The sequence below is a fragment of the Brevibacterium sp. CFH 10365 genome (assembly GCF_009299785.1).
GTDB lineage: Bacteria > Actinomycetota > Actinomycetes > Actinomycetales > Brevibacteriaceae > Brevibacterium > Brevibacterium limosum.
Genome location: NZ_VIGO01000001.1, coordinates 194,780 through 221,327, shown reverse-complemented (window position 1 = coordinate 221,327; position 26,548 = coordinate 194,780). Strand labels below are relative to the sequence as shown.

Genomic DNA, 26,548 nt, shown 5'->3' with positions numbered 1-26,548 from the left:
CACCGGCGTTGTTGCGAACTAGGCAACGGTGCGCGCTATGTGGAACTGCGTACGATGATCGTCCTCCGCCGAGGCGGGTGTGTCAAGAGGTTCTTCCGCGCCGTACCCGCGGGGTCAGCGGTCGCGCCGGCCGAGCTGGTTCAGCGCTCGGGGACATCGACGCTGTTCAGTGTTCGCGCCAACCGAGGCGGGCGGAGATGTCGGCGGCCGCCTGAATGAGCAGGCCCCTCGCCGAGGTGACCTCGTCCGCGGTGAAGCGGAAGCTCGGTCCCGAGGCCGAGATCGAGGCGATGACGTCCCCGTGGGCGTTGAGCACGGGAGCGGACACAGCGGTGAGCCCGACCTCGAGCTCATCGATGACGAGCGAGAATCCGGTGGCGGCCACCTCGGCGATCTGGGTCAGCAGCTGCGGAACCGAGGTCACGGTGTGCGGGGTGTATCGGGTCAGCTTCGTGCCCAGAGTCTCACGGATGCTCGCCTCACTCAGGCCGGAGAGCAGGACCTTGCCGTTGGAGGTCGCATGCAGCGGAATGCGCTGACCGACCCAGTTGTGGCTCTGCACCGAGGCGGTCGACGCCGCCTGGTCGAGGTAGAGGGCGGCGCCGTCGGAGAGGACGGCGACGTTGATGGTCTCACCGGTCGCCTCGGCGAGCATCTTGGCGATCGGTCGGGCCTCCTGGACGATGTCGAGACGTGCCGTGGTCGCTCCGGCCAGGCGGAGGACGGCCAGGCCGAGCCGGTACCTGCCGCGATGCTGGTCCTGTTCGACGAGGCCGCGAGCTTCGAGAGTGGAGACGATGCGCGAAGCCGTCGATTTGTGCACCCCGAGCTCACCGGCGATCTCGGTGATCCCGGCAAGCCCCGTGCGGGCGATGATCTCAAGGATCGTCACCGCCCGATCCACGGATTGGACGCCGCCCGAGCCCACTTCGCTGTTGCTCATTTCGAAACTGTAACTCACGACGCGCAACCCGACCAGAGGCTGAGGGCGTGGGGTAGGGTGAGTGCGGTCGGTGGACCTCGATTCCGCCGGCCCCCTTTCCCCGACGGAGCTGAGCACGATGAGCAATGGGACCCAGTCGATCGACCGGGCGGCAGAGATACTGTCGTTGGTCGTCAGATCCGACGCCCCGATCTCCTACACCGAGGTGGTCGAAGAGACTGCCTTGGCTCGGTCGACGGTCTCGCGCCTGCTCTCCGCTCTCGAGCGCAACGGTCTGGTCGAACGCGACGGCGACGGTCTCTACCGCGGCGGATCGCTGTTCGCGACCTATGCCTCTCGCTTCGACCGCGTGGAGAATCTCGTCTCCGCGGCCGACCCGACCCTGCAGCGCCTGAGCGAGGAGACCGGCGAGACGGTCAACCTCGCCATGCCGGGGCCCAAGGGCGTCGTGCAGGTCGCTCAGGTCGACTCGACCTTCGTCCTCGGCGCCACGAACTGGGCCGATGTCGAGGTTCCGCCGCACTGCTCGGCTCTCGGCAAAGTCATGTTCGCCTATGACGTCATTCCGCTGCCGACAGGTCGGCTCGAGCGTCGCACCGAGAAGACCTTGGGCTCACGCAGGGAACTCACCGACGACCTCGCCACGGTGCGCGAACGCGGATACGCCATCGTCCACGAAGAGTTCGAGATCGGCCTCGACGCTCTGGCCGCACCGGTGTTCGGCATCGACGGTGACGTCGTCGCGGCCGTGGGAATCTCCGGACCGACGATGCGCATCGCCGAACACCATGACCGCCTCGGTGCGCTGCTGGTCGATGAGGCGGGCTTGCTCTCGCGCACTCTCAAACGCAAGGTCACCCACCGGTAGACGAGCCGAAAATAGGTCACTAACGGATACTTCCCGGCGGTGAAAATATCCGGTTGCGACCTATTTTCTGAGTGCGGTGGCGGCTCACCACGCCGTCGAGACCTCTTCGGCGCCGCCGAGCGCTGCGAGCTGTCTGCGGCGCCACACCTCGGTGTCTTTGATCTGGTTGAACGTATAGATGTGCAGACCGGCGACGCCCATGCTCGGGTCATCGAGGACCGGGCCGATCTTGTCGAGGAACTTCCGCGGGTTGTAGCCGCCGGGCTTGGCCATCCGCGTGAACGTCGTTGTGTTCTTGCGCAGGAACCGCGTGGACTCGCCCACCCCGATCTTCGTCGCGACTCGGGCGAGCTTCGTCAGCTCCACCTTGCCTGCGATGCCGAGTACGAGCGGGAGTTCGACGCCGCGTGCGCGCACCCTGGGCACCCAGGACGCGATGACGGAGGGATCGAAGCACAGGTTCGAGACCAGGTGTGTGGCGTAGTCGCGTTTGTCCCACATGGACTGGATCGTCACGTCGTCGGGGATGAGCGGGTGCGATTCCGGGTAGGCGCTGACGCCGATGTGTCGGAACGGTGCGGCCATGCTCGAGAGATCGACGAGGAGGTCGTGCGCACCCACATAACCGCCGGCAGGGGGAGTGGCGTCGCCGGCGGGGACGAAGATCCGGTCCACGGCCGCCTCGGCGAGGCGATCGACGATCTCCGTGAGTTCGGGTCTGCCGTGGATCATCCGTGCCGCGAGGTGGGGCACGGCGCGGAAGCCCAGGGCTTGGAGCTGCTCGGCCGTGGACAGGGTCGCCTCGAGGGTCAGCCCCGTCGACGCGGTCACCGTGATCTCACGGCCGGGCGCCACGTACTCCTCGATGCGTTCGACGATTCCGGCCGTGGGCAGAACCTCGTAGCGGGCGGTGGTCAGGAGCGTGCGCAGCGTTGCCTGTGACATCCTCGTCTCCCTTGTGGGGTCGATTCATGAAACTCGGAGTTCGAGTCCCTTGCGTCCCGGTGTGTCCGATCCTACACTCATTATACCCATGATATGGGAATCAAGTTCCATAATATAAAACTGTTCGAGCAGGGGGAACACCATGGACAACAATGTCCCGTCAGTGGATCAAAGCGACAGAGAAGTCCCGATCAACCTTCGTCAATCCGGCCCCACCCCGGTGGAAATGCTCATCGACACCCGTGTCCGCAAGTCGCCCTATTGGGAGCTGTCCATGCAGCAGGGCTGCTGGCGGGCGTCGATCTACAACCGCATGTATCACCCGCGCGGCTACATTCCCCGCGACGAGGGCGGGATGATGGCCGAGTACCAGCCCCTCGTCAACGACGTCACCCTGTGGAACGTCGCCGTCGAGCGGCAGATCCAGGTCAAGGGGCCCGACGCCGAGGCGTTCGTCAACTTCGTCATCACCCGTGACGCGACGAAGATCCCGGTCATGCGGGCCCGCTACGTCATCCTGTGCAACGAGGCGGGCGGCATCCTCAACGATCCGATCCTGCTGCGGGTCGGCATCGACGAGTTCTGGTTCAGCCTCTCCGACACCGACCTCATGCTCTGGCTGCAGGGAGTCAACGTCGGCGGCAGGTTCGACGTCACGATCGGCGAGATCGATGTCGCTCCCGTGCAGGTCCAGGGGCCGAAGTCCGTCGACGTCATCGCCGACCTCGTCGGGGAGGAGGGACGCACACTGCCGAGCTTCGGACTCATGGAGGCCCAGGTCGGCGGTCGCGACGTCATCATCTCCCAGACCGGATTCACCGGTGAGAAGGGCTACGAGATCTATCTCAAGGATGCGACGAAGTACGCGGAGGACATGTGGAACGCCGTCCTGGCCGCCGGCGAGCCGTACAACCTCAAGGTCGTCGCCCCCAGCCATCACCGCAGGATCGCCGCCGGCATCCTCTCGTGGGGCCAGGACATGGACTTCGAGACACTCCCGTTCCAGGTCAACCTGTCCTACCAGGTGCCGCGGAAGAAGGAGGCCGACTATATCGGCAAGGCCAGGCTCGAAGAGGTGCGCGGGCTGATCGAAGCCGGAACTCCGCCGTATCGCACGCAGCTGGTGGGTCTGCTGGTCGGCGGCAGACCGATCACGGACTACGCCCCGGATTTCTGGCTCGTCTCCGCCGCTCCTGATGGCGAGGCGGTCGGATACGTGACCTCGCCGTGGTATTCACCGGAACTCGAAGCGAATATCGCCATGGCGCACGTGCCGGTGTCGGCAACCGAGATCGGCACCGAATACTGGGTGCACCTGCCTGAGCCGTTCGCAGATACCCCCGGAGTCCCGGTTCGCGCCGAGGTGGTCGAGATGCCGTTCCGCCCGAGTGTGAACCCCAACCAGCGTGAGCGTCTGAAGATGCGCGGCCTCGACGCCGCCGTCTGAGACCGCTCCCGCCCCGAGACCGAGCGCGGTCGCCGTTGCTTCGAGCCGGCGGCCGCGCTCGCATGCCCGGCACGCTGGGAAGTCCGGCCGCTTGGATGTCCGGCCGCTTGGATGCCCGGCCGCGATTGTCTTCGCAGAGCGTCGGCACCACGCACCGTCAGCGCCAAATCCTCCCGTCGGGAACGCAGGTATCCCTCACCCCGAGCGGCTTCTCCTACAGGTAGCAAAACACCCCTCACCGCTAGCGGCTCATCACCCTGTTGCAAAGGGGTGATGAGCCGCTAAGGGTGACGGATGCTCGCAACGGTGCGGGGTGCGACTGACGGCGCGGGATGCGTGAGCGTGCGGCGCGGTGGAATCGGGGTGCCCCACCTCGGTGGGCGGGCCTCCTCGCCGAACAAGCGGGCCAACCGTGCGGCGCGGCGGCGCGATCACTTCCCGCGGAGTGCCTTGACCTTCGCGAGCAGTTCGTTCTCGGCGTTCGGGCCGGCCTTGATGCCGGTGGGCAGGCGGAACATGAACCAGATGCCGACGAGCAGCCAGACGGCGAATCCGACCCACGACTGCCACGCCAGCTGTGCAGAGACCGGGGTGATCGGGATGTAGAGGATGAAGAGGATGAGCGTGAGCACAGCCGAAATCACGCCGATGACCACCCCTCCATTGCGATCCCCGCCGATGCGCAGCGGGCGCTCCATGTTCGGTTCGCGCTTGCGCAGGATGAGGAAGCCGACGCTGACGAGGAAGTAGGCGATGACGATGGCAGGCGAGCCGGCGTCGACGATCCAGCCGAGCGCCGCAGTGCCGAAGAAGGGAGCGATCGCCGAGAGTATGCCGATGAAGATGATGGCATTCGACGGGGTGCGGTACTTCGGATGGAGCTTGCCGAACCACTTCGGAATCATGCCGGCCGCGGCCATCGCCCACATGAGACGGGACGAGCCCATGAGGAAGGCATTCCAAGACGTGATGATGCCTGCGAGTCCGCCGGCGATGACGATCTTGCCCCAGATGTCCGAGTCGAACATGATCGACAGTGCGTCTGCGGTGACGAGATCATGAGTGCCCAGCTGATCGGCGGGCATCGCCATCGAGGTGGTGCCGATGATGATGATGTAGAAGACGATGGCCATGACGACCGAGAGTACGACGAGCTTGCCGATCTTCGCCGGTGGCAGCTTGACCTCCTCGGCGGACTGCGGGATGACGTCGAAGCCGACGAAGAGGAACGGCACGACCGCCATGACGCCGATGAACCCGGCGCCACCGCCGGTGAACAGCGGTTCGGTGTTCTCGAGGCTGCCGCCGACGAACCCGCCGGTGAGCAGCATGAGACCGACGATGATGAGGAACCACACGACGAATGTCTGGACCAGGGAGGCGACCTTGACGCCGCGGATGTTGACGAGGGCGATGATGATCGCAGTGATCGTACCGACGAGAGCCCAGGTGAGATAGACGTCGAAGCCGGCGATATTCCAGAGCTTGATCTGCTCGAGGTTCGGGAACAGGTAGACGGCGGTCTTCGGCACCGATACGGCCTCGAACATCACGACGCTGATGTAGCCGCCGGTGATCGCCCACGAGCCGAACAGGGACACCCGCGGGCCCATCGCCCTGATGAGGTAGTTGTGCTCACCGCCGGCGTGCGGCATCGCCGCGACCATCTCCGAATACACGGTGCCGACGAAGCACATGATGATACCGCCGACGGCGAAGGCGATGATGGCACCGAGTGTGCCCGCACCGTTGAGCCATTCTCCGGTGAGCACGACCCAGCCGAAGCCGATCATGGCACCGAAGCCGATGAAGAGTGCGTCGACCGTGCCGAGGGCCCGGACGAAGCCGTGCCCCCGATCTCCGGTGACCGTCTGTGTTTCAGGTTGACTCATGAGTTTCCTCGACACTTCTCTGTGGATGGATGAACAGATGCAGGGCTGTGCCGCGGGCACGAGCCGAATCACGGCAGTTCCGAAAACGCATGGCAGTTCCGATGTGGCACGGCAGTTCCGATAAAGCAGAGTAGCAGGATTCTGATCGTTACCGATGAGTTGTCTGCGTGCAGGGGCGAACCGTTGCGATGGTGCCGCATCTCCGAGGTGCGCCTTCACGCGCCGAGATCGCTCGCACCGGGACATCGCCGACCGCGACGTGACGTTGTGCGCCGACGATGAGATCTTCGTGGCCGGTGAAGTCGAGGAGTTCAGGAAAGTCCAGGAGTTGAGTGGAACGGACAAGGACGCCGGCCCGTAGGTCGACGTCCCTGGGTATGGGTATTGCCTCGCCGAGGCGGGCCGTTGAGTTCTCGACGACCTCTCGCCGAGGCAGCCCAGGTTCGGGTGCGCCCGATCCGCGGGTGCTGCCCTCACTCGCCGAGGTCGACGACCTCGAATTCGAGGAGATTCGCCTGCTCGGACACGGGCTTCTTGCCGCTGGTCTCGTGCGCCGAGGAGCGGTTGGCGCGCCAGTTCTCGAAGTCCTCATGAGTCGCCCACTGCGTGTAGACGAAGTACTGGTCGCCGCCGGCGACGGGGCGGAGCAGCTGGAATCCTTCGAACCCGGGGGCGCCGTCGACGGAGTGCTTGCGCTCGGCGAAGCGCTTCTCGAGTTCGGCGCGGGCCGGTTCGGGGACGGTGAGGGTGTTGATGGCGACGACGGACATGGTTGCTCCTTCTCGGATTGTGCAGCTGAGTCACCTCGACCCTACGACGCCGAGCCGAGTGCTGTCTGAGGAGTCCGCCTGTTCGCACTCGGAGTCTCAGAACCTGTCTCAGAAATCCTGTCGGCGCAGACGCCAAGCCGCGAGCAGCGCTCCACCGGCCACCCACGCGACGAGGACCACGAGAGCCGGGAGGGCACCGATGTATTCGGTTCCTCCCGCCTCGGCGACCCCGCTGATATTGTGCACACCACCCAAGGGCAGGGACGGTCGAAGCACGGAAGCGATACCTTCCGGCAGCCAGCCGGCGAGCATGGAACCGGCCAGCAGGGCCAGCGGTGTGAGCACCCCGCCGGTGACCGAACGGAAGACGATCGCACCGAAGACTGCGAGGATCGAACAGACCATGGGGAGGAGCGTGCTGCCGAACACCAGCCGCAGATGATCGAGGCTGCCGGCAACGGCAAGGACCGCCGTCCAGTCCGCACCGGCGGCAGTCCTCGCAAGGAGACTGCCGGCGATCGTGACCGCCACGGCCGTGACGACCGCGGTGACGGCTGCTGCTGCGGCGATGACGAAGGCCTTCGCCGTGACCATGCTCGATCGGCCGCGGGCGCGCAACAGGGCATCGGTGATTGCGCCGGTGCGGAATTCGACCCCGGCGAACCAGGCCGCGAGGACGACGAGAACGGCCGCGGCGGCATCCACTCCGAGGACGCTGGCCGAGAGCACATCCTCGGTGCTGGTCTCCGACAATGGGGTACCGCGGGTAGCGGGGATGGTGAGCACGAGCAGGACGGCCGAGACCACGCCCAGCACGAGCGTGACGATGAGCAGCTGCCGCGGCCGTCGCAGGTCACGGAACTTCGCCCATTCGGCCCTTGTCCATCGTGGCCGAGCGATGATCGGCGAGGACGGTGCGGTTGTGGAGATCGATGCGGTCGGTGGAGTCGTGGTCATGCCGTCGCTCCCTGTCTCGGGTGTCGAGGAGGGTGTCCGTGCCGATCGTCGGGGGCGTCGGTGAGGCCGAGGAAAGTGTCTTCGAGGCCGCGTTCCTCGGCGGCGAGCCCCGTGAGTTCCACTCCGAGGCGGACACAGAGTCCGAAGATCTCGCCGGGTTCGCGCCCGGAGACCGTGGCATGAGTGCCCCAGTCATCGGGCTCGACCGAAATGCCCTCTGCCCGCAGATGATCGAGCAGCGGTGCGAGGTCCGCGCCCTGAACGCGCACCCGTATCGAGGACTCCCGCCGCAGTTCGTCGAGGGAGCGGTCGGCGATGAGGAGGCCGTCGCGGATGATGATGACGTGATGGGCGACGAGCTCCATCTCCCGGAGCAGGTGGCTCGACAGCAGAACCGTCCTGCCCGTGCTCGCAAAATCCGTGAGCAGCGCCCTCAGCCAGGAGATTCCGGCAGGATCGAGTCCGTTGAGCGGTTCGTCGAGGATGAGCACTTCGGGGTCGGTGAGCAGTGCGGCGGCGATCCCGAGCCGCTGCCTCATGCCCAATGACAGTTGGGAGATGCGGAGGGAACGTGCACGGGTGAGGTCGACGAGTTCGAGCATCTCGTCGATCCGGGCAGGCGCAGTTCCCGTCGCAGTGGCGATCCAGTCGAGGTGCCCCCGCACGGTGAGCCCCGACAGCATGTGTTCGGCGCCGAGGAACGCTCCGACGATGCGTCCGGGTTCTGCGTGTTCGGGCAGACGGCGGCCGTGGATGCTCGCGGTGCCGGAGTCCGGCGAGGCGAGGCCGAGGATCATCTGCAGCGTCGTTGATTTTCCGGCGCCGTTGGGACCGAGGAACCCCGTCACCTGACCCGGCGTGACATCGAAGCTGAGATCGTCGACGACTCGATGGTCGCCGTAGCTCTTCGTCAGCCCGCGCACCGATATGCCTTCATCATTCGATGGCAATACACTCATACTGCAATAATGATGCAAGTCGATCGTATTGTAAAGTGGGAGGATGCCGAAGATCGTCGACCATGCCCAGCGCCGCACCGAGATCGTTCATGCCCTGTGGCAGGTCATCTACCTCAAGGGGATCGACGGGGTGTCATTCCGTTCCGTCGCCGAGGCGGCCGGAATCTCCGTCGGCCGCGTACAGCATTACTTCCCCTCGCGCAGTGAGCTCATCCTCGAGGGGTGCCGACAGATCGTCCAAGGCGCCGAGGTGGCCGATCCGGAGACTGCGGATGCGGCTTCCGATCCCGGTTCCGTGCGTGCGCTGAGCGCGCTCCGTGAGTTCTGTTTCGCGTTCGTTCCCGCAGGTGAGGCCATGCGCATCGGTGCGTCCGTGTGGTACACGTACGTCGCCCGGGCAGTGATGGACGAGCAGATCGCCGAGATCATCCGCGCCAGCGACCGTGCGACTCTCACGCTCGGAATCCGGCTGTATCAGGCAGCCGTCGGCACCGATGCAGGCTCTGACGATTCAAGCGGCGACGATGCTGCTCGCGCGTGGGCGATGCGGATGATCGCCTTGGGCAAGGGGCTGGCTCAGGAGGTCATGCTCGATGAGCGCGACGCCGCCTCGGCGAAGGAGATCCTCGAGGCGGAACTCGCACCACTGGCCCCTCACTGACCCCGCGCTCGACGGGCGGGGTGGGCCGAAGCCCATTCGGAAGCGATTGTCAGGTCGATCCACGGCGTTCTGCGCCGCGTGAGACCGCCCCGGATCGACCAGACAATCCACGTAACGAGCGCGGCTGAAACGTGCGCGGCCGACCGGAGGGCGAGCTCTCCAAGGGCGTCGATTCTCCCGGGCGACTCGAGGACGGCTCCAGTGCGGAGCTCGCGCAGCTCTACTCGGTGCGGCCGAGCTCGGTGACCTCGAGCTGCGTGAACGCCAGGCCGGGGGAGTGGATGTCGGCGGCGCGGCGGATGCGTTCGGCGGTGAGCTCGCTGATCGTCGGGAACCCGCCACCGGCATTTGAGTCTGGCGCGCCGGTTTCCGAACCGCCGGCTTCCGAGCCACCGGCTTCCGAACCGCCGGCCTCGGAAACGTCGACACCGATGCCGCCCGCACCGACTCCATCGCTCGCAGCCACCACGTCCCGGGCCGTCTTCGACCGCAGCGGCTCCGGAGTCTGCACGAGGACGAACGACCGCGACCCCTGGTCCCGTTCGTTCGCGGCCATCACGGCCTGCGCCGTGGTCCCGGACCCCGCGAAGAAATCGAGCACGATGGCATCGGGATCGAAGAATGTCTGCGAGGCCACGAGCGCCTTGACCAGCTCGACCGGCTTCGGATAGCTGAACACCCCGGCCAGCCCCAGCGGCTCGAGGTCGTTCTGCCCGCCGAGAGCCTTGACGATCGAGTACATCTTCGAACTCGCCTTCTCCGCCGGCGTCACCCGCACCACCGCGTGCTTGCCCTCCGAGCCCCAGGGCCGCAGGATGTACTCGCCGGTCGCGAGCTTCGCGTCCACCTCGGCGAGTTTCGTCTCGCCCTTGACCGCGAAGATGTCCTCATACATCAGGCGCCGCTCCGACCCGCGCGCATACCGACCGAATCCGGCACGCAGCACGTCGGTCTCCACGAGCATGCGGCGCCCGTCGATGACCTCGAGCTTCGCCGGTGACTTCTTCTCCGTGAGGAACGGCCCGACCCGGCTCGCATCGCGGGCCCACACGTGCACATAATCGTGTCCGCGCACGAACGAGCGCGCATTGCCCCCGCCCTTCGCCCGCTGATGGATGAGCGTGCCCAGCGAATTGTCCTCACCGAAGATCTCGTGCCCGAGCAGCTGCGCCCACGCGCTCTCCTTGTCATCGAGATGGAGGAACAGCACCCCATCGTCGCGCATGAGCTCGCGCGCCAGCAGCAGCCGCGGCGTCATGAACGACAGCCAGCTGGCGTGATCGTGCCCGTGGTCCTTGTACGTATGCGCATTGCCCGTGTTGTACGGCGGATCGATGTAGACGACCTTGACCCGTCGGCGATGCGTGGCCAGCAGCGCCGTCAGCGCGGGCAGATTGTCCCCGACGATGAGCAGATTCTCGCGCGGATCGGGAACATGAGAGGAGCCGTCGGCATCCCGCAGGTGCGGACGACCCCCACCGAGGCGACCCTCCCGTTCGGAGACACCGTCCCCGAGGCGGCGCATGGGCTCCCGTTCACCCGCACCGAGGCAGGGCCCGGTTCCGGATTCCGCGGCCAGGCGGCGACCGAGGGCGAAGGCGGCGGCCTTGCCCGGCCACTCCAAGACGGTCGTCATCCTTCTCCTTCACCCCGAACGGTGCCAAGATTGCTGTATGAGTATTTCACGAGTGGCCGTCGTCGGCGCCGGCATCCTCGGTGTCGCCGCCGCCCGCGAAGTCACCATGAGGCACCCCGACGCCGAAGTCACCGTCTTCGACAAGGCCGACGCCGTCGCCGCACATCAGAGCGGCCACACCTCCGGAATCGTCGACTCCGGGCTCGACCAGAGGCCCGGGTCGGCGGAAGCGAAGCTCACCCGGCGAGGCCTCCAGCTGCTCATCCCCTATATGGCCGAGGCCGGAGTGCCCTACCGCGAATGCGGACAGCTGCTCATCGCCCAGAACACCGACGAAGCGGAACGGCTCGAAGAGATCTTCGCCCGCGCCAAAGACAATGAGGTCCCCGGCGCGAGACTGCTCGAACGCCACGAGATCGGAGCCGTCGAACCAGCAGTCAGAGGCGTCCTCGGACTCTTCTCACCCCACGCGGCCATCGCCGACTTCTCGGCACTCACCGAAGCGCTCGCCTCCGATGTGAGCGCCGCGGGAGGGACATTCCGCTTCGGCACCGAGGTCACCGGATTCGACACCATGAGCAGCGAAGTCCGACTGCGCGGGCGATCCGTTCCGGCAGATGACTCGTCGGCGGGGGATGGGGTCGCAAACGGAGGGTCCGATGAGGACGACCGTGGTGCGAACACGGCCGGCGAACGGGGCGACTCGGGCAAGGACGCCGTCGACGACCGTGGCAGCCGCGACGACCAGGTCCACGACCGGCCGCGGACATATCGCGGTGAGGAGGGTCGCGAACCCGTTATCGGCATCGGCGACGAGCTGCGCGATCGCTTCGGACAGCAGGACTGGTTCAAACAGGCCGCAACGACGATCGGCGAGTGGACACAGAAGGTCTCCGACGCGTGGGCGAATCGCGACGGCTCGCGCATAGGCGACTCTGGCTCACGCACTGGTGGAACGCCCGGCAGCAGTTCCCGCAGAGACGCTGCCGCCGAGGAGGTGCTCGGCACCTTCGACATCGTCATCGTCTGCGCCGGTCTCCAGGCCGATCGCCTCGCGGCCGCCGCCGGACTCGACGCCGAACCGCGGATCGTGCCCTTCACCAGCGACTTCTACCGGATCCCCGCCACCGACACCGAGGTGGTCCGCGGCATCATCGGGTCCGTCCCCGACCCGCAGGCCCCTTTTGCCGAAACCTCGATCGTGCGCGGACTCGACGACGGACTCATCCTCGGACCGAACACCTTCGTCGCCCTCGGCCGCGAATCCTACGATCGGCACGGATTCGACCTCGCCGATATCACCTCGACCGCCAGATCCAAAGGGTTCTGGAAGTTCGCCGCGCAGACAGCGAAGACAGCTGCTCGAGGAGCCAAACCCCTGGTGAGCAAGACCGCTTTCGTCGACGGAATCCGCCGCTTCGTCCCGGAGCTCGATCCGAACGCCGTGGCGCCCGGGAGTCGCGGAGTCCGAGCACAGGCGATGACGGCCGAAGGCGAACTCATCGACGAACTCACCATGACCAGGCGCGGAAGGCTGACCGTGGTCAGGTCCGTGCCGAAGTGGGCGGCCGCCTCGGCGCTGGCGATCGCCGAATCGATCGTCGATCGGGCCTTCGAGAACGCGGTCCGCTGAGGGCCCCTCGCCGGACGACCGTCACCGCTGTCGAGGTCGGAGATCCCTGGTGATCTGTGCGCATGGACCGTGATAACTTAGCTGAGGCTAACCAAACTGATGATGAAGGTGATGGTGTCCATGAGCACAACTCGACTGGTCCCCGCGCTGTGCACATGGATCGAAAACGGTCCGGACGAGAGCTGGGCGCTGCAGGTGGATCTTCCGGCCTCAACCATCCCCGCCGAGGCGGCTCCCGGTGACGAGCAGGAGATCTTCGTCGACCTCAACGGAGTCACGGACCGGCGGAATGTGCCCGGGGGAATCATGGCTCGGCACTCAGTCCGGGACGAGGGTGGCGACGGTGTCGACTGTGCCGACGCGGAGAGATATTCGATCGAGCTCACGGCTCCCAGAGGCTACCGTGGGTCCCTCCAGTTCCTGCCCGTGCCGCGAGGGCTCCAGGTCGCCGACCGTCCGACCTGGCTCGATGTCCTCGAACGGGGATTCGTCCCCGCCGGTCACCATGGCCTGCTCACGGTCACGGACATGCGCAGGAAGCAGGTCCTCGGGCTTGCCGCGCCCGATGCCCGGCCCCTGATCTGGACGGGTGGGGACGCTTCGACCTCGAATGCATTCCTGGGGGCAGGTGAAGGTCGGTCCGACGTCGACGAACAGGTGGTCATCCTCGGTTCCGCGCCGAGGCGGATCTGGACCCACCGACCGCAGCGAGGTCCCGCCTCGGCGCCGGTGCTCGTCGTCTTCGACGGGTTGCGGTTCATCTGCGGGGGGCTCCTCGAGGCGATCGATGAGCTTGTGTCTCCTCCGTCAGTGGTCATCGCCGTCGACCACGCACCCGTCGGGGAGGGTGGTCCTGATGAGGACGCGGCTGTCGGTCAGCGCGCGGACGACCTCGTAATGAACCCGAGGTTCTGCGACGACGTCCTCGCGTTCGTCTGTCGGACCGCGCCGGAGTTCTCGGTCCGCACGATCGTTGCGGGCGCCTCATACGGCGGACTGGCCGCGGCGTTCTTCTCCCTGCGGCATCCGGAGGCGTTCCGCGGAATCTGCCTTTCGCCGTCGTTCTGGGAATCCGACGATCGGGGGCGCAGGATCTGGGATCTCTCGCCGAGCAGAGCCGACGGTGAGCCGGGCGGGCTCGCGGGGGAGCCGGAGTCTCGGACGGTGGAAACCCGGACGGCTACCGCCGCACGTCCGACGTTCTGCGTCGACCACGGGATCCTCGAGGCCACCATCGCAGATTCCGTCGCCGAAGCGACCGAAGAATTCGCTGCTCGCGGCATCGACTTCGCTCCTCGGCCGTTCGTGGGCGGGCACGAATACCTGTGGTGGCGCGAACTCATGCTCGTCCGCCTGGCCGAAGTCCTGGCGGAATGATCCGAACGCTCGTCAGCGTCGGTCAGGGCGCACCCGAAGTGGGGGGAGCCGCCTCGGCGAGGATCTTCTGCACCGTCGATCGGTGTCGACGATCAGTCGGAGTGGCGCTCGAGGAACTCGTAGACTTCGGTGTCGTCGACGCCGGGCACCGCACCGGGCGGAACCGCGGCCAGCAGGGACGCGTGCATCCGCGCCGACGGCAGCGCCTGATCCTCCCATTTCTCCGCGAGGTCTTCCGGTGCCTGTCGGCAGCAGGACGGATCCGGGCATGCCGACTGCGAACGGATCGGCGATTCCCGCCCCTCGAACCAGCGGACGTGGGAGAACGGGACGCCGACGCTGATGGCGAAGTCGCCGCCGGGCAGCACGCGGGCGGTGCACCAATACGATCCCTGCGGGGTGTCGGTGTACTGGTAGTACGGGCTGAACCGGTCGGCGACGCGGAAGACGGTGCGTGAGGTGAAGCGCTTGCACGCGAACTGGCCCTCGATGGCGCCGAGGGGATCGGTGGGGAACGGCAGCCCGTCGTTCGAGTACGCCTTGTGGATCGTGCCGGAATTGTGGACCTTCATGAAGTGGACGGGCAGTCCGAGGTGCTCGGTGGCGAGGTTCGTGAACCGGTGGGCCGCCATCTCGTAGCCGACGCCGAACATGTCGCGCAGATGCTCGACCGAGAGCACTCGTTTCTTCTTCTCCTCCTCGAGCATCGGCACGGCCGCGGACTCGGGCAGCAGGATCGCCGCAGCCAGATAGTTGGCCTCGACGCGCTGCTGGAGGAACTCGTGGAAGTCCTTCGGAGAGTCATAGCCGAGCACATGCGGAGCCAAGCTCATGAGCAGGTGCGAGCGAGGGTCGAAAGCGGCATCGGCATTGGGCAGATACAGCCGCTTGTTCGCGGTGTCCGAGATCGACCGAGTCGATTCGGGCAGGTCGGAGACGTAGTGGAGGCTGAAGCCGAGCTTCTCGGCGATGAGCGCCGTCTGCCGCTGTGACACCGTTCCGGATTCGTAGCCGACGAGGTCGAGCAACTCGGCAGCGGTGGCCTCGAGATCGGCGAAGTAGTTGTTCTTCTCCTTCATCCGATCGCGCAGCTCGCGGTTCGCCCGCCGAGCCTCCTCAGGGGTGGCCGCGCGACGTTCGAGGACCTCGCCGAGCTGCCGCTGGAGACCGACGATCGCCTCGAGGGCGTCGGCCGGCAGCGACTTGATCCGCACCTGCGGCAGCCCCAGAGAGGAATACATGGGGGAGGCCTGATTGCGTTCTGCCTCGAGCTCGAGGGCTTGGCGTTCGTCGATCGGTGCGGGGTCGATGAGCTCGGAGACATCCGTCTTCAGCGCCTTAGCGATCGCGGCCAAGAGGGTGACAGAAGTTTCTCGCTTGCCGTTCTCGATCGTGGAGATCTGAGAGGCCGCGCGGCCCACTTCCTGCCCCAGCTCGTTGAGGGTCAATCCACGCTTCTTGCGAAAAAATCGGATTCTTCTGCCGATGCTGAGCGGGTCGGTCTGCTGTTCTTCGCTCTCAACTTCCACGCCAACGCTGACCAAGGCGGCTCCCTTCGCTGCTGTGTGCTGGTTCACACGATTGAAAATCATTATGACAGAACCGCGAAATTTCTGAAACCGGAAATATCGCAATTATTCATCTGAAAATTCAATGCGAGAGCCCTTGCGGCCCCCGCAGACTGGATACATCAACGACCCCGACAGATCCGGAAAGAGAAGGACAATGACTGAGAACACCACGCAGAACAGCTTGCACGATGCTGAAGCCATCCGCCGCGACTGGGCCACCAACGCCCGCTGGTCGGGAATCGCTCGCGACTACGAGCCCGAGGATGTCGTCAAACTGCGCGGTTCCCTGATCGAGGAGCACACGCTGGCTCGTCACGGTGCCGAGCGCCTCTGGAAGCAGATCAGCTCGAGCGACATCAAGTCCGGCGAATACGTCAACGCACTCGGTGCGCTGACCGGCAACCAGGCCGTCGAACAGGTCAAGGCCGGCCTCAACGCCATCTACCTCTCCGGTTGGCAGGTCGCCGCCGACGCGAACGCCGCCGGACAGACCTACCCCGACCAGTCGATCTACCCGGCCAACTCGGTGCCGCAGGTCGTCCGCCGCATCAACAACGCGCTGATGCGCGCCGACCAGATCGAGACCTCGGAAGGCAACAAGCAGGTCGATGACTGGTTCGCTCCGATCGTGGCCGACGCGGAAGCAGGCTTCGGCGGTTCGATCAACGTCTACGAGCTCATGCGTTCGATGATCGCCGCCGGCGCTGCCGGTGTGCACTTCGAGGATCAGCTCGGTTCCGAGAAGAAGTGCGGCCACCTCGGCGGCAAGGTCCTCGTTCCGACCTCGCAGCACATCCGCACGCTGAACGCAGCGCGCCTGGCTGCCGACGTCGAGAACGTGCCCAGCCTCGTCATCGCTCGCACCGACGCCGAGGCAGCCACGCTGATGACCTCGGACATCGACGAGCGCGATCAGCAGTTCGTCACCGGTGAGCGCACCTCCGAAGGCTTCTACAAGATCCGCAACGGCATCGAAGCGGGCATCGCCCGCGGCCTGTCCTTCGCTCCCTACGCGGACATGCTGTGGATGGAGACCTCCACGCCTGACCTCGGAGCAGCGAAGGAGTTCGCCGACGCGATCCACGCGGAGTACCCGGACCAGATGCTGGCCTACAACTGCTCGCCGTCGTTCAACTGGAGGAAGCACCTCGACGATGCCACCATCGCGAAGTTCCAGCGCGAGCTCGGAGCCATGGGCTACAAGTTCCAGTTCATCACCCTGGCCGGCTTCCACGCCCTGAACTACTCGATGTTCGATCTGGCCCATGGCTACGCCCGCGAGCAGATGAAGGCCTACGTCGAGCTGCAGGAACGCGAGTTCGCGGCCGAAGAGCGCGGCTACACCGCGACCCGCCACCAGCGCGAGGTCGGCACCGGCTACTTCGACCTGGTCTCGACCGCGCTCAACCCGGAGTCCTCGACCACAGCGCTGAAGGGCTCGACCGAAACCGCTCAGTTCAGCTGAGCCGCACCGGGTCCACGTCCCGCCGACCGGCGGGGATGAACCCACCAGGAACCCGGGGCGGATCGGCAATGTTTTCACGGGGTTTGCATTGTCGATCCGCTCCGTCACACCACAGATGACGTCGAACCCCGCCACGATCCCACCGGGACGCTCACGATCACGCAGAGCCGCCTCGGCGAGGATCACCCACAGACCCAAGCCGCACATTCCAGGCACACACTACGACGGGTGAGGAGAAGCCCATGTCTTACATCAAGATCAACGCGCCGCTCGAAACCGGCTTCGGCACCGTCCTTTCGGAGCCTGCCCTGACGTTCATCGCCAAGCTCCACGACGAGTTCGCCGGCACCATCAGCGACCTGCTGCGCACGCGCCGGGTCCGCGCGGCCGAGATGAACGGCGGCACCCTCCCCCGTTTCAAGCCCGAGACCGCCCGCATCCGCGCCGACCGCTCCTGGTCGGTCGCCGGATCCGCCGGCGCCCCCGGCCTCGAAGACCGCCGCGTGGAGCTCACCGGTCCGGTCACCGAAGACGAAGTCGTGGCGGCACTGAACTCGCAGGCGAAGGTGTGGCTGGCCGACCTCGAAGACGCTACGAGCCCCACCTGGGCCAACATCATCGGCGGACAGGTCAATCTCTTCCGCGCCATCCGCGGGCAGCTGCCCGGAGTCAACAACGACAACCAGCCGACCATCGGGCTGCGTCCCCGCGGTTGGCACCTGCCCGAGAAGCACCTGATCTACGTCGACGACAACGGAGACGAGTTCTCGACCTCCGGGGCGCTGGTCGACTTCGGCCTGTACTTCTTCCACAATGCCCGCCACCTCATCGACAACGGTTCCGGCCCGTACTTCTACCTGCCGAAGCTCGAGTCCTCGCAGGAAGCACGCCTGTGGAACAAGGTCTTCGTCAGCGCACAGAACATGCTCGGCATCGAGCAGGGCACCATCCGGGCCACCGCGCACATCGAGACGATCACCGCTGTGTTCCAGATGGAAGAGATCCTCTTCGAGCTGCGTGACCACTGCGCCGGCCTCGAAGCCGCCGGCTGGGACTACCTGTTCTCCGTGGTGAAGAACCTGCGCAACACCACCGACTACGTTCTGCCCGACCGCGAGCGTCTGACGATGGACCTGCCGCTGATGAAGGCCTTCACTGATCGCCTCGTGGCCACCTGCCACCGCCGCGGAGCCCACGCGATCGGCACCATGTCCAACCTCATGGCCGACCACCCGGACCAGGAGTTCGTGGCCGCCGAATTCGAGCGCATGCGTGAGGACAAGGCCCGCGAGGCCTGGCAGGGCTTCGACGGCACCTGGGTGGCCGATCCGGCTCTGGTTCCGGCGGCTCTGGCCGTGTTCGACGCCGCTCTGGGATCGCAGCCGCACCAACTGGAGAACAAGCGCCCCGATGTGCAGGTGACCAGCGAGAACATCCTCGACATCACCGGCCTCGAACCGATCGTGACCGAAGAGGGTGTGCGGGTGAACATCCGCGTGGCCATCGGATACATGAACGAATGGCTCGGCGGCAATGGGCACGTGGCTCTGGAGAACCAGCTCGAAGACGTGTCGACGGCCGAGATCTGCCGCTCGCAGATCTGGCAGTGGCTCCGCCACGAGGTGGCCCTGGACAACGGTCAGCAGCTCACCTCGCGTCTGGTGGAACGCTACCTCGGCGAGGAGCTGGCGGGCATGGAGCGTCGCGCCGACGACCACTTCGACGAGGCCGTGGAGATCTTCCGCGCGACGGCGCTGGGCGAGGAGTTCGCCGAGTTCCTGACCATGCCGGCCTACACCGATCACCTGGTCGACCGGGTGTCGAAGGCCAGCGAAGCCTTCGTAGCCTAACAACCACTACCCGACGGCGGCCCAGCAACCTCGCGCGAGGTTGCTGGGCCGCCGTCGGGTAGTTCTGGAGGGAGTCTGTGGGGACTCAGCTCCAGTCCATGCCCTCGGGCGGCCATGGTTCACCATCGGCCTCGGCGTTGAGCTGGTAGGCGATCGCACCGTCGATCGACTCACGGATGATGTCCGCGTGGCCGGCGTGCCGGGCGATCTCCGTAGCTAGGTGCCAGAGGATCCAGCGCACGTTCATGTCGAAGTCGTCGGGCATCCACGGATTGTCGAGCTCGGCCACCTCGGCACCGAGGTCGGTCTTCTTCTCGGCGACGACTCGACGGGTGTCTTCGAGCTCGTCCACGGCGCGATCGAAGGCGGTCAGCACATCGGCGATGTCGAGATCGGGCAGAGTCGACCCGTCGTACATCTCCGTCAGGCCGATCCGGGCATTGATGGCGGGAAAGTCGTCGACGCTGAGCTTCTGATCGGGTTCCTTGGCCATCTGCAACCAGCCGTTGAGGACCTGTGCGACATGGGCGATGAGCCCCGCGATGCTCAGCGGGCTCGCTGTCGGTGCGGACCGGGCCTGCTCATTGCTCAGGCCGCGGGCGGTCAGGCGCAGCTGAGTGCACTGCTGGGCCATGAAGGTGAATGCGGAATCGGCTTCGGTCGTGACGGTCGGGGTGAAGAACGGCATGATCTCTCCTTATGAGGTCTCCGCTTGGCACGGTCGACGCAGTCGGATCGCCGCGTCGGTGATCCCATCCTCTGATCATCTGCGGACATATACTGTCCGCATCAAGAAGTCAGAGTGAATGGATTCCACGTGGAGGTGCCATGCGGTCGGAGACGAGGCTCTTGAGCCTGCTCAGCCTGTTCGCCTCCGGCCGTGCGTACACCGCCGCCGAACTCGCCGCTCGCTTCGACGTCACCCCGCGAACTGTCCGCCGCGATATCGCCGCGCTGCGCGAGCTCGGCTACATCATCTCGTCGATTCCCGGTCTCGCCGGGGGCTACCGCGCCGAATCGCGGACAGTGCTGCCGCCGCTGCAGCTCGAGGCGGGGGAGGCGCTGGCCACCGCGGTCGGCCTGGCCCTGCTGCGCGGGGCCGGTCTGGACACCGAATATGCGAATTCGGCGACGACGAAGCTGCAGGCGATGCTCCCGGCTGCGATGCGGGCGACCGTCGCGGATATCGCGGCGGCCGTGTCCGTGTCCGAAGGAAATGTCCCCGGGGTCGACATCGGCGCGCTCATCGCCCTCGCCTCGGCGATCAATGCTTCGACGATCGCGACCTTCGACTACCGGAAGATGCGACGAACTGAGGCCGACGACCACACCTCGTCCCCCCGCCGGGTGGAACCGATCCGCCTCGTCGTCTTCGGCGCGCACTGGTATCTCTACGCCTTCGACCTCGACCGCGATGACCACCGGGTCTTCCGCCTCGACCGGATGAGCCAGGTCCACGCGACGACGCTGACCGTCACCCCGCGGGAGCACCCCGACGCCGAGGCGGCCGTCTCCGCCGCCGTCACCACCACCGCGTATCCGCACACCGTCGTTCTGCGCACGGCCGCCTCGGCGGAGGAAGCGAAGGAATGGTTCCCCACCCGGAGTGCCACCATCACCGAGGCGGCCGACGGTGCACGCATCACCTGCGGATTCTGGGACCTCAGATGGGTCGCGGCCACCCTGACCGGCATCCCTGCCGAGATCGAGGTGCTCCACCCGCCGGAGCTCATCGACTCCCTGCGCGACCACGCGGCGAGAGCGCAAGCAGTAGTCGACGCCTCAACGCCCTAATTGCTACCCGACGGCGGCTCAGCAACCTCGCGAGGTTGCTGAGCCCCCGTCGGGTAGCAATCGGGAGGCAATGGGGGTTGCGCCCACCTGACCGCAGCGTGATCCCGAAGTGAACGAATCTTGGATGAGTCCATATACTGGGGGCCATGACGATTCTCATTGGCTACCTACCCGCTCCCGAGGGTGAGGCCGCTCTGCGTGCAGGTTTCGCAGAAGCCAAGCTGCGGTCGAGCGCTGCCGTCGTGATCAACTCACAGCGACGAGGTGCCAGTGGGACTCCGACCGAGATCGGTGAGGACGAGATCAAACGGATCGTCGACCTCGGCAAGGAGTCGGACATCGACGTCGAGGTGCTCCAGCCCGATCACGAAGACGATCTGCCCGGCACGCTCAACGACCTCGCCGAGGAGTACAAGGCCCAGCTCATCGTCATCGGCCTGCGCAAACGCTCGGCGATCGGGAAGTTCATCCTCGGCTCGCAGGCACAGCGCATCCTCCTCGAGGCCGAGGTCCCGGTGCTGACCGCAAAGGCCTGACACCCCGCCGAGGCGGCCCCGGCCCCGGTCCTATCGCCGCGGTTCCAGCTCCCATCCCCATGCGAGGAGTTCGGCCAGCGACACGCCGTCGGCGTCACTGAGATCCGTGATCTGCGTGCGGCACGAATACCCGTCGGCCAGCACGATCTGCAGCCGGTCGGCCGTGCCCGGTTCCGTCGAACCGGTCGGCGGAGCATCTGCCGTGCCAGCCGGCGAGGAGTCTGCATCGGAATCGAGTGCCGACTCTGACCCCGATGGCTTCCTTCGATTGCGCAACGCGGGCAGCAGGGCCACCTCGGCGACGGCGACCGAGGTCTCGAAGTGTCCTTCTTCGACGCCGAAGTTCCCGGCCAGACCGCAGCAGCCGCCCAGGAACTCGGTGCTCGCTCCGGTCCTGGCCAGCAGTTCCCTGTCCGCGGCGGTGCCGAAGATCGCCGACTGGTGACAGTGCGGCTGCACGAGCGCCTCGACTCCGGACAGGTCCGGCAGTTCGGCGCCGATGCTCAGCAGGTACTGGGCGAGAGTCTGCACTCGTCCGGCCACTCGGTTCGACGCCTCATCGGCGACGAGCTTGGGTGAATCGTCCTTGAGCGTGGCCAGGCATGAGGGCTCGACGCCGATGATCGGCACATCGCAGGTGGCATCGAGAGCGGTGATCGTCTCCGACAGATTCGCCTTCGCCGCATCGAGTTGACCGGTGGAGATGAGCGGCAGTCCGCAGCACACGGTCTGATCGATCACCCGCACGTGCACACCGGCATGCTCGAGCACGGCGACGGCCGCGGCGAGGATGCGCGGGGCGAAATGGTTCGACCAGGAATCGGCGAACAGCACCACCTCGGCGGTCGGACGTGACGGGGGTGCCGCCTCGGCGGTGGTGTTCCACCATTTCCTGAACGTCGTGGCCGCGAACTGCGGGATCGACCGGCGGACGTCGATCCCTGCCATCTTCTTCGCCAGCGTCGTCAGCCCCGGCAGGCCCGACACCCGGTTGAGCACCGGCGCCACCGGGGTGACGAGGCGGGCGAGCTGCGGGAGGAAACCGAGCGAATAGTGCTTCATCGGCCGCAGCCTGCCCTTATAGGTCTGGTGGAGGACTTCGGCCTTGTACGTGGACATGTCCGTGCCGGTCGGGCACTCGGTGCCGCAGGCCTTGCACGACAGGCACAGGTCGAGGGCTTCGTGCACCTCGGGGGAGTCCCACCGCGGCTCGAGCAGATCCCCCGACACCATCTCCTGCAGCACCCGTGCGCGTCCCCGCGTCGAATGCCTCTCATCCCGGGTGGCCTGATACGACGGGCACATGATGTCACCGCCGGCCGCCGAGTCCGCACGACACTTGCCGACTCCGGTGCACCGGTGAACCGCCGAGGCGAAGCCCGCGGATTCGCCTGCGTACGCCATCGCCAAGGTCCCGGGCAGCTCCTGACGCAGCGGCAGCTGGGTCAGCCGGACCGATTCGTCGAGGGCATCCGGGTCGACGATGACACCGGGATTGAGCAGATGCCGAGGGTCGAAGAGCCGTTTCACCTGGGAAAACAGATCGAGAGCTGCCGGCGTGTACATGAGGCGCAGCAGCTCGGAACGCGCCCGACCGTCCCCATGCTCACCGGAGACCGAACCGCCGTAGCGGGCGACGAGCTTGGTGGCCGCGACCATGAAATCGCGCATCACCTGCCCACCGTTCGGGTCCGCGAGCGGGAAATCCACGCGCATGTGCAGGCAGCCGTCACCGAAGTGCCCATAGGGTATGGCCCACAGCCCGTGTTCCTCGAGCAGCTCCATGAGGTCATGCAGATAATCGCCGAGGTGGTCCACCGGAACCGCGGAATCCTCCCACCCCGCATGGGCGTCGCGCCCATCGGGGGTGCGTGAGACCAGACCGGCACCATCGGCGCGGATCGCCCATACCTCTGCGGCCGCCTGAGGGCCGAGGACCGCGGAATCGAGCGACTTCGATTCGGCGATGAGACGCTGAGTCTCCTTCTCCAATGCGGCTTCGTCCTCGCCGGTGAGTTCGACGACGAGCCAGCCCGCGCCCTCGGGCAGCGGCGGGACCGCCTCGGCGCCCTTGGTGTCGATGACCCGGGCAAGCATGCGCGAATCGAGGCCCTCGCAGGCGGCGACGGGGAAGTCCCCCAGCAGCGGTGCATCGTGGGCGGCGGCGACCATATCCTCATAGCCGAGCACCACCGCCGAGGTGAAGCTCGGATCCTTGACCAGGCGCACCTTCGCGGCGAGGATGACACCCCAGGTGCCTTCGGTGCCGGCGAAGGCTCGGCGCACATCGAAGCCGTTCTCCGGCAGGAGTGCCTCGAGTCCGTAGCCGGAGACCTGGCGGGAGAACGTGCCGAAGTTCGTGCGGATGGTGCCGAGATTCGCAGCGATCAGTTCGTGCAGTCGCGGGAAGGTCGTGGAGGCGTCCGAGTCGTCGAGGGTCACGACGGTGCCGTCGATGAGCATGATCTTCAGCGCCAGGATGTTGTCGCCCGTGCGACCGTAGCCCAGTGCCCTGGGGCCGCAGGCGTTGTTGCCGATCATCCCGCCGATCGTGCACCGGGTGTGGGTGGAGGGGTCGGGGCCGAAGCGCAGACCGTGCGGTTTCGCCTGTTTCTGCAGGTGGGCGTGGATGCAACCGGACTGCACCCAAGCCGACTGCTCCTCCGGGGCGAGTTCGATGACCTCGTTCATATGGCGGGAGAAGTCGAAGACGATGCCGCGGCCGATGGCGTTGCCGGCGATCGAGGTGCCCGCACCACGGCTGGTGATGGGCACACCGAGGCGGCGCGCAATGGAGAGGACGCCTGCCACCTCTTCTTCGTCGTGGGGGAAGACGATGGCGGCGGGGACGAGCCGGAAGAGCGAGGCATCGGAGGAGTACGCTGCACGGTCGGTGTCGTCGATGCTGAAATCGCGGATGCCGGCGATGCGGAACCTCTCGGCGAGTGTGGTGGGAAGCGCCGTCTGGGACTCGTCTTCGTCGACGGTCGCCCGATTCGCTCCAGTGGGATGGGCCATAGTCGTCATGTCCGCATTCTGCCACTTGGATTGCCGGAATATCGATCCCTTCCACGCCCGGGAGTCGTGGGAGCCGGTCATCATCCACTCCGATAAACGTTATGCGTTCGTTATCTCACATGCTCAGAACGGTGCTACTCGGTAGCCTGAGTTCCTATATCCGGGAATTCTTGGCGTCTTGACATATTCGTGGTATCTAATGGGACTACACCAATTCGTGGCAACGGGCCACTACATGAATGCAAGGGAAGAAACCATGTCTCGTCGAGCTCGTGAATTGACAGTTGATCAGACTGCATTAGTCGGAGTCGTCCGAAAGGTCGCACGACAGCGTTCGAAAATCAACACCGACTATGTGATGGCGATTCTGCGCGCCCGTGAAGAAGGTGCGACCTTCGGTGCGATCGCCGAGGCGGCCGGCACCTCCTCGCAGGCCGTTCAGGAGATCGTGCGCAGGCACGGACCGGTCAAGCGCAGCGAGCCGAAGCCCGGAGTGGCCGACCCCGCTTGATTCCTGGAGCTGCAGGGGCCAAACGGCATTCGCCGGTCGCCTGTGTGCTCAGACTTCCCGCGCAGAGACCAGGGCGGTGATCCATACACGATACGGATCACCGCCCTTGTGCGATTCATGGACGTTTTCTGACGGTTCCGTGACCGGATCATCGGGCCGGTCGGCAACCGGAATTCTCACTCTGGGGACAACGGAGCCGATGAGGGGGCAAATCTCCGAAGCGTTTTCTCTTCAGCGTGTGGAAAACGTTCCGGATTTGACTCTTCGCCGCTTTGTGAAATGACTGCGGCGGAGGCGTCGTATCGGCAACCGCAGATGCGTTTCGAATGGGTGGGAATGACCGTGGCCCCGGACCTCTCTTCCGCCTGAGGGAGCTTAGATACAAGAAGTACATATTCGTCGCTGTATTGCAGTCTTGTTACACAGAGTGCGCATCTGCGGTGCTCGCAGATGGCTGGGTGAACACGCAGTGAGCGCACAGCGGCTATAAGGCGGAGTGGCTGTGTGCGGGCGAGCAGGTATCCGTCTGCGGACACTCGGGCGAGGCCCGGAGCGGGTTGTCTAAAGTGGCCGTATGAACTCCGAGCTCGAATCGCTGCCCGCTGAGATCGTCGGCCTTCCTCTGATGCGCATCGCCTCCGATCTCTCACTCATGGCGTGGGAGCAGATGGTCGCCTGGCGGCCGCTGCTCGGCGCGAGCCTCGATGCCAGTGTCGTCGACACGAAGACCTCACCGAATGACCTCGTCACTCGCGCCGACGCGCAGATCGAAGCACTCGTTCGCGGATACCTCAATCGAGTCAGGCCACACGACCTCATGGTCGGCGAAGAGGGGGCGGAAGCGCTCGACCCGGTCGAGTTCTTCCCGCCGGACCTCCTGCTCAAGCTCCACGCCTTCGACTCGGAAGCCGGCGGACTCGTCGAACTCGGCGAAGCAGGAGAACATGCCGGAGTGTCCGGCGCCGCAGGGCCGGACGTCGGGGAACAGGACAGCGGACCGCGTCTGGAGTGGCATGTCGACCCGATCGACGGAACCGTCAACTATGTCCGCAATATCGAACACCACGCATTCTCCGTCGGTGTCTGCGAGGCAGCAGATGGACGCGAGGCGGGCCTCGGGCTCGGAGACTGGCGGATCGGACTCGTCGCCTCACCCGGACTGGGTGCCACCTGGTTGGCGGCCGCGGGCCGCGGCGCCTTTCGGATCGACGGGCGCTTGTCCGACTGCCGCGAGGACGGTTCCGCCATTCCGGCGCGACGCCTGCGCGGGACTCCGCCCGGGCTGTCCGGCAGGCTCCTGGCCACCGGGTTCGCCTACGCGCTGAGCAATCGCGGAGCCCAGCTGGCCAAGCTCGACGATCTGATGACCGGCTACGACGACATCCGCCGGTGCGGCTCGGCCGCACTCGACCTGTGCATGGTCGCCGAAGGCCGGGTCAACGGATACGCCGAACGCGGCCTGGGCATCTACGACTACGCCGGCGGGGCCGTCATCGTCGAAGAGGCCGGACTCAAGGTCAGTCGCGGAGGGTCCGGCGGGCCCACCGTCGCCGCCGACTCACAGGAAGAGGTCGACCGCCTCGTCGCAGCCATCTGAGCCCAGTCCACTTCAGATGTGATGCAGTTAACAACACGTTTTTCTGCCCTTATTCTCAAAGCATAGGCTAAGCTTACTTTCAGTGTGCGCACACGCTTTTCTTATACGTTCATTCTTG

Annotated in this window: 21 protein-coding genes; 11 read left to right on the top strand and 10 right to left on the bottom strand. The window is 65.8% G+C overall.

Annotated features, from left to right (window positions below):
- Positions 1–166 precede the first annotated feature (166 nt).
- On the bottom strand, positions 167–943 hold the full coding sequence (locus tag FHG09_RS00895; RefSeq protein ID WP_152345817.1) for an IclR family transcriptional regulator: 777 nt from the start codon (positions 941–943) through the stop codon (positions 167–169).
- Between the two features lie 118 nt (positions 944–1,061).
- Between FHG09_RS00895 and FHG09_RS00890 the strand changes: the two genes are divergently transcribed.
- Entirely contained in the window at positions 1,062–1,811 is a 750-nt protein-coding gene (locus FHG09_RS00890; protein WP_152345816.1) for an IclR family transcriptional regulator, read from the top strand.
- A gap of 84 nt (positions 1,812–1,895) precedes the next feature.
- On the opposite strand, the gene FHG09_RS00885 is transcribed toward FHG09_RS00890, so the two are convergent.
- Positions 1,896–2,756, bottom strand: coding sequence for a methylenetetrahydrofolate reductase (locus FHG09_RS00885; protein WP_152345815.1), 861 nt, complete (start codon positions 2,754–2,756; stop codon positions 1,896–1,898).
- Between the two features lie 226 nt (positions 2,757–2,982).
- Here FHG09_RS00885 and FHG09_RS00880 point away from each other — a divergent pair, with 226 nt between their 5' ends.
- Complete coding sequence (locus FHG09_RS00880) at positions 2,983–4,203, top strand: glycine cleavage T C-terminal barrel domain-containing protein (RefSeq protein ID WP_208094710.1); 1,221 nt, start codon at positions 2,983–2,985, stop codon at positions 4,201–4,203.
- 431 nt (positions 4,204–4,634) lie between these two features.
- On the opposite strand, the gene FHG09_RS00875 is transcribed toward FHG09_RS00880, so the two are convergent.
- The 4 genes from FHG09_RS00875 to FHG09_RS00860 all read right to left on the bottom strand — a co-directional run bounded on the left by FHG09_RS00875 (position 4,635) and on the right by FHG09_RS00860 (position 8,781).
- On the bottom strand, positions 4,635–6,095 hold the full coding sequence (locus FHG09_RS00875) for an APC family permease (protein ID WP_152345813.1): 1,461 nt from the start codon (positions 6,093–6,095) through the stop codon (positions 4,635–4,637).
- 473 nt (positions 6,096–6,568) lie between these two features.
- Entirely contained in the window at positions 6,569–6,865 is a 297-nt protein-coding gene (locus FHG09_RS00870; protein WP_152345812.1) for an antibiotic biosynthesis monooxygenase family protein, read from the bottom strand.
- Between the two features lie 108 nt (positions 6,866–6,973).
- Entirely contained in the window at positions 6,974–7,822 is an 849-nt protein-coding gene (locus FHG09_RS00865; RefSeq protein ID WP_152345811.1) for a hypothetical protein, read from the bottom strand.
- A complete protein-coding gene (locus FHG09_RS00860) occupies positions 7,819–8,781 on the bottom strand; it encodes an ABC transporter ATP-binding protein (protein WP_152345810.1) in 963 nt (320 codons plus the stop codon). The genes FHG09_RS00865 and FHG09_RS00860 overlap by 4 nt, the downstream gene beginning before the upstream one ends.
- A gap of 43 nt (positions 8,782–8,824) precedes the next feature.
- Here FHG09_RS00860 and FHG09_RS00855 point away from each other — a divergent pair, with 43 nt between their 5' ends.
- Positions 8,825–9,442 carry a TetR/AcrR family transcriptional regulator gene (locus tag FHG09_RS00855; protein WP_152345809.1) on the top strand — a complete coding sequence of 206 codons (618 nt, stop codon included), beginning with the start codon at positions 8,825–8,827 and terminating at the stop codon, positions 9,440–9,442.
- A 220-nt stretch (positions 9,443–9,662) separates the two neighbouring features.
- On the opposite strand, the gene FHG09_RS00850 is transcribed toward FHG09_RS00855, so the two are convergent.
- The gene (locus FHG09_RS00850) at positions 9,663–11,078 is read right to left on the bottom strand and encodes a site-specific DNA-methyltransferase (protein ID WP_152345808.1); all 1,416 of its coding nucleotides are present in this window, start codon (positions 11,076–11,078) and stop codon (positions 9,663–9,665) included.
- A 37-nt stretch (positions 11,079–11,115) separates the two neighbouring features.
- Between FHG09_RS00850 and FHG09_RS00845 the strand changes: the two genes are divergently transcribed.
- Together FHG09_RS00845 and FHG09_RS00840 are read left to right on the top strand one after the other, a co-directional pair.
- Positions 11,116–12,711 carry an FAD-dependent oxidoreductase gene (locus tag FHG09_RS00845; RefSeq protein ID WP_227492472.1) on the top strand — a complete coding sequence of 532 codons (1,596 nt, stop codon included), beginning with the start codon at positions 11,116–11,118 and terminating at the stop codon, positions 12,709–12,711.
- 120 nt (positions 12,712–12,831) lie between these two features.
- A complete protein-coding gene (locus tag FHG09_RS00840) occupies positions 12,832–14,088 on the top strand; it encodes an alpha/beta hydrolase (protein WP_193627231.1) in 1,257 nt (418 codons plus the stop codon).
- Between the two features lie 92 nt (positions 14,089–14,180).
- Here the strand turns inward: FHG09_RS00840 and FHG09_RS00835 are convergent, their stop codons facing one another.
- Entirely contained in the window at positions 14,181–15,536 is a 1,356-nt protein-coding gene (locus tag FHG09_RS00835) for an ImmA/IrrE family metallo-endopeptidase (RefSeq protein WP_413773135.1), read from the bottom strand.
- Positions 15,537–15,813: 277 nt separating this feature from the next.
- Between FHG09_RS00835 and aceA the strand changes: the two genes are divergently transcribed.
- Positions 15,814–17,124, top strand: coding sequence for an isocitrate lyase (gene aceA / locus FHG09_RS00830; RefSeq protein WP_152345806.1), 1,311 nt, complete (start codon positions 15,814–15,816; stop codon positions 17,122–17,124).
- Positions 17,125–17,366: 242 nt separating this feature from the next.
- A complete protein-coding gene (aceB, locus tag FHG09_RS00825; protein WP_152345805.1) occupies positions 17,367–18,974 on the top strand; it encodes a malate synthase A in 1,608 nt (535 codons plus the stop codon).
- An 85-nt stretch (positions 18,975–19,059) separates the two neighbouring features.
- Here aceB and FHG09_RS00820 read toward each other — a convergent pair whose 3' ends face one another.
- Positions 19,060–19,662, bottom strand: coding sequence for a DUF664 domain-containing protein (locus tag FHG09_RS00820; RefSeq protein ID WP_152345804.1), 603 nt, complete (start codon positions 19,660–19,662; stop codon positions 19,060–19,062).
- A gap of 140 nt (positions 19,663–19,802) precedes the next feature.
- Between FHG09_RS00820 and FHG09_RS00815 the strand changes: the two genes are divergently transcribed.
- Complete coding sequence (locus tag FHG09_RS00815) at positions 19,803–20,768, top strand: helix-turn-helix transcriptional regulator (RefSeq protein WP_152345803.1); 966 nt, start codon at positions 19,803–19,805, stop codon at positions 20,766–20,768.
- Between the two features lie 146 nt (positions 20,769–20,914).
- Positions 20,915–21,304 carry a universal stress protein gene (locus tag FHG09_RS00810; protein WP_152345802.1) on the top strand — a complete coding sequence of 130 codons (390 nt, stop codon included), beginning with the start codon at positions 20,915–20,917 and terminating at the stop codon, positions 21,302–21,304.
- Between the two features lie 30 nt (positions 21,305–21,334).
- Here the strand turns inward: FHG09_RS00810 and FHG09_RS00805 are convergent, their stop codons facing one another.
- On the bottom strand, positions 21,335–24,331 hold the full coding sequence (locus FHG09_RS00805) for an FAD-binding and (Fe-S)-binding domain-containing protein (RefSeq protein ID WP_227492470.1): 2,997 nt from the start codon (positions 24,329–24,331) through the stop codon (positions 21,335–21,337).
- A gap of 349 nt (positions 24,332–24,680) precedes the next feature.
- On the opposite strand from FHG09_RS00805, the gene FHG09_RS19670 reads away from it, so the two are divergent.
- Complete coding sequence (locus FHG09_RS19670) at positions 24,681–24,833, top strand: hypothetical protein (RefSeq protein WP_166828092.1); 153 nt, start codon at positions 24,681–24,683, stop codon at positions 24,831–24,833.
- Between the two features lie 574 nt (positions 24,834–25,407).
- Positions 25,408–26,430, top strand: a complete 1,023-nt coding sequence (locus FHG09_RS00800) for an inositol monophosphatase family protein (protein WP_152345801.1) — start codon at positions 25,408–25,410, stop codon at positions 26,428–26,430.
- The last annotated feature ends 118 nt before the right edge of the window (positions 26,431–26,548 follow it).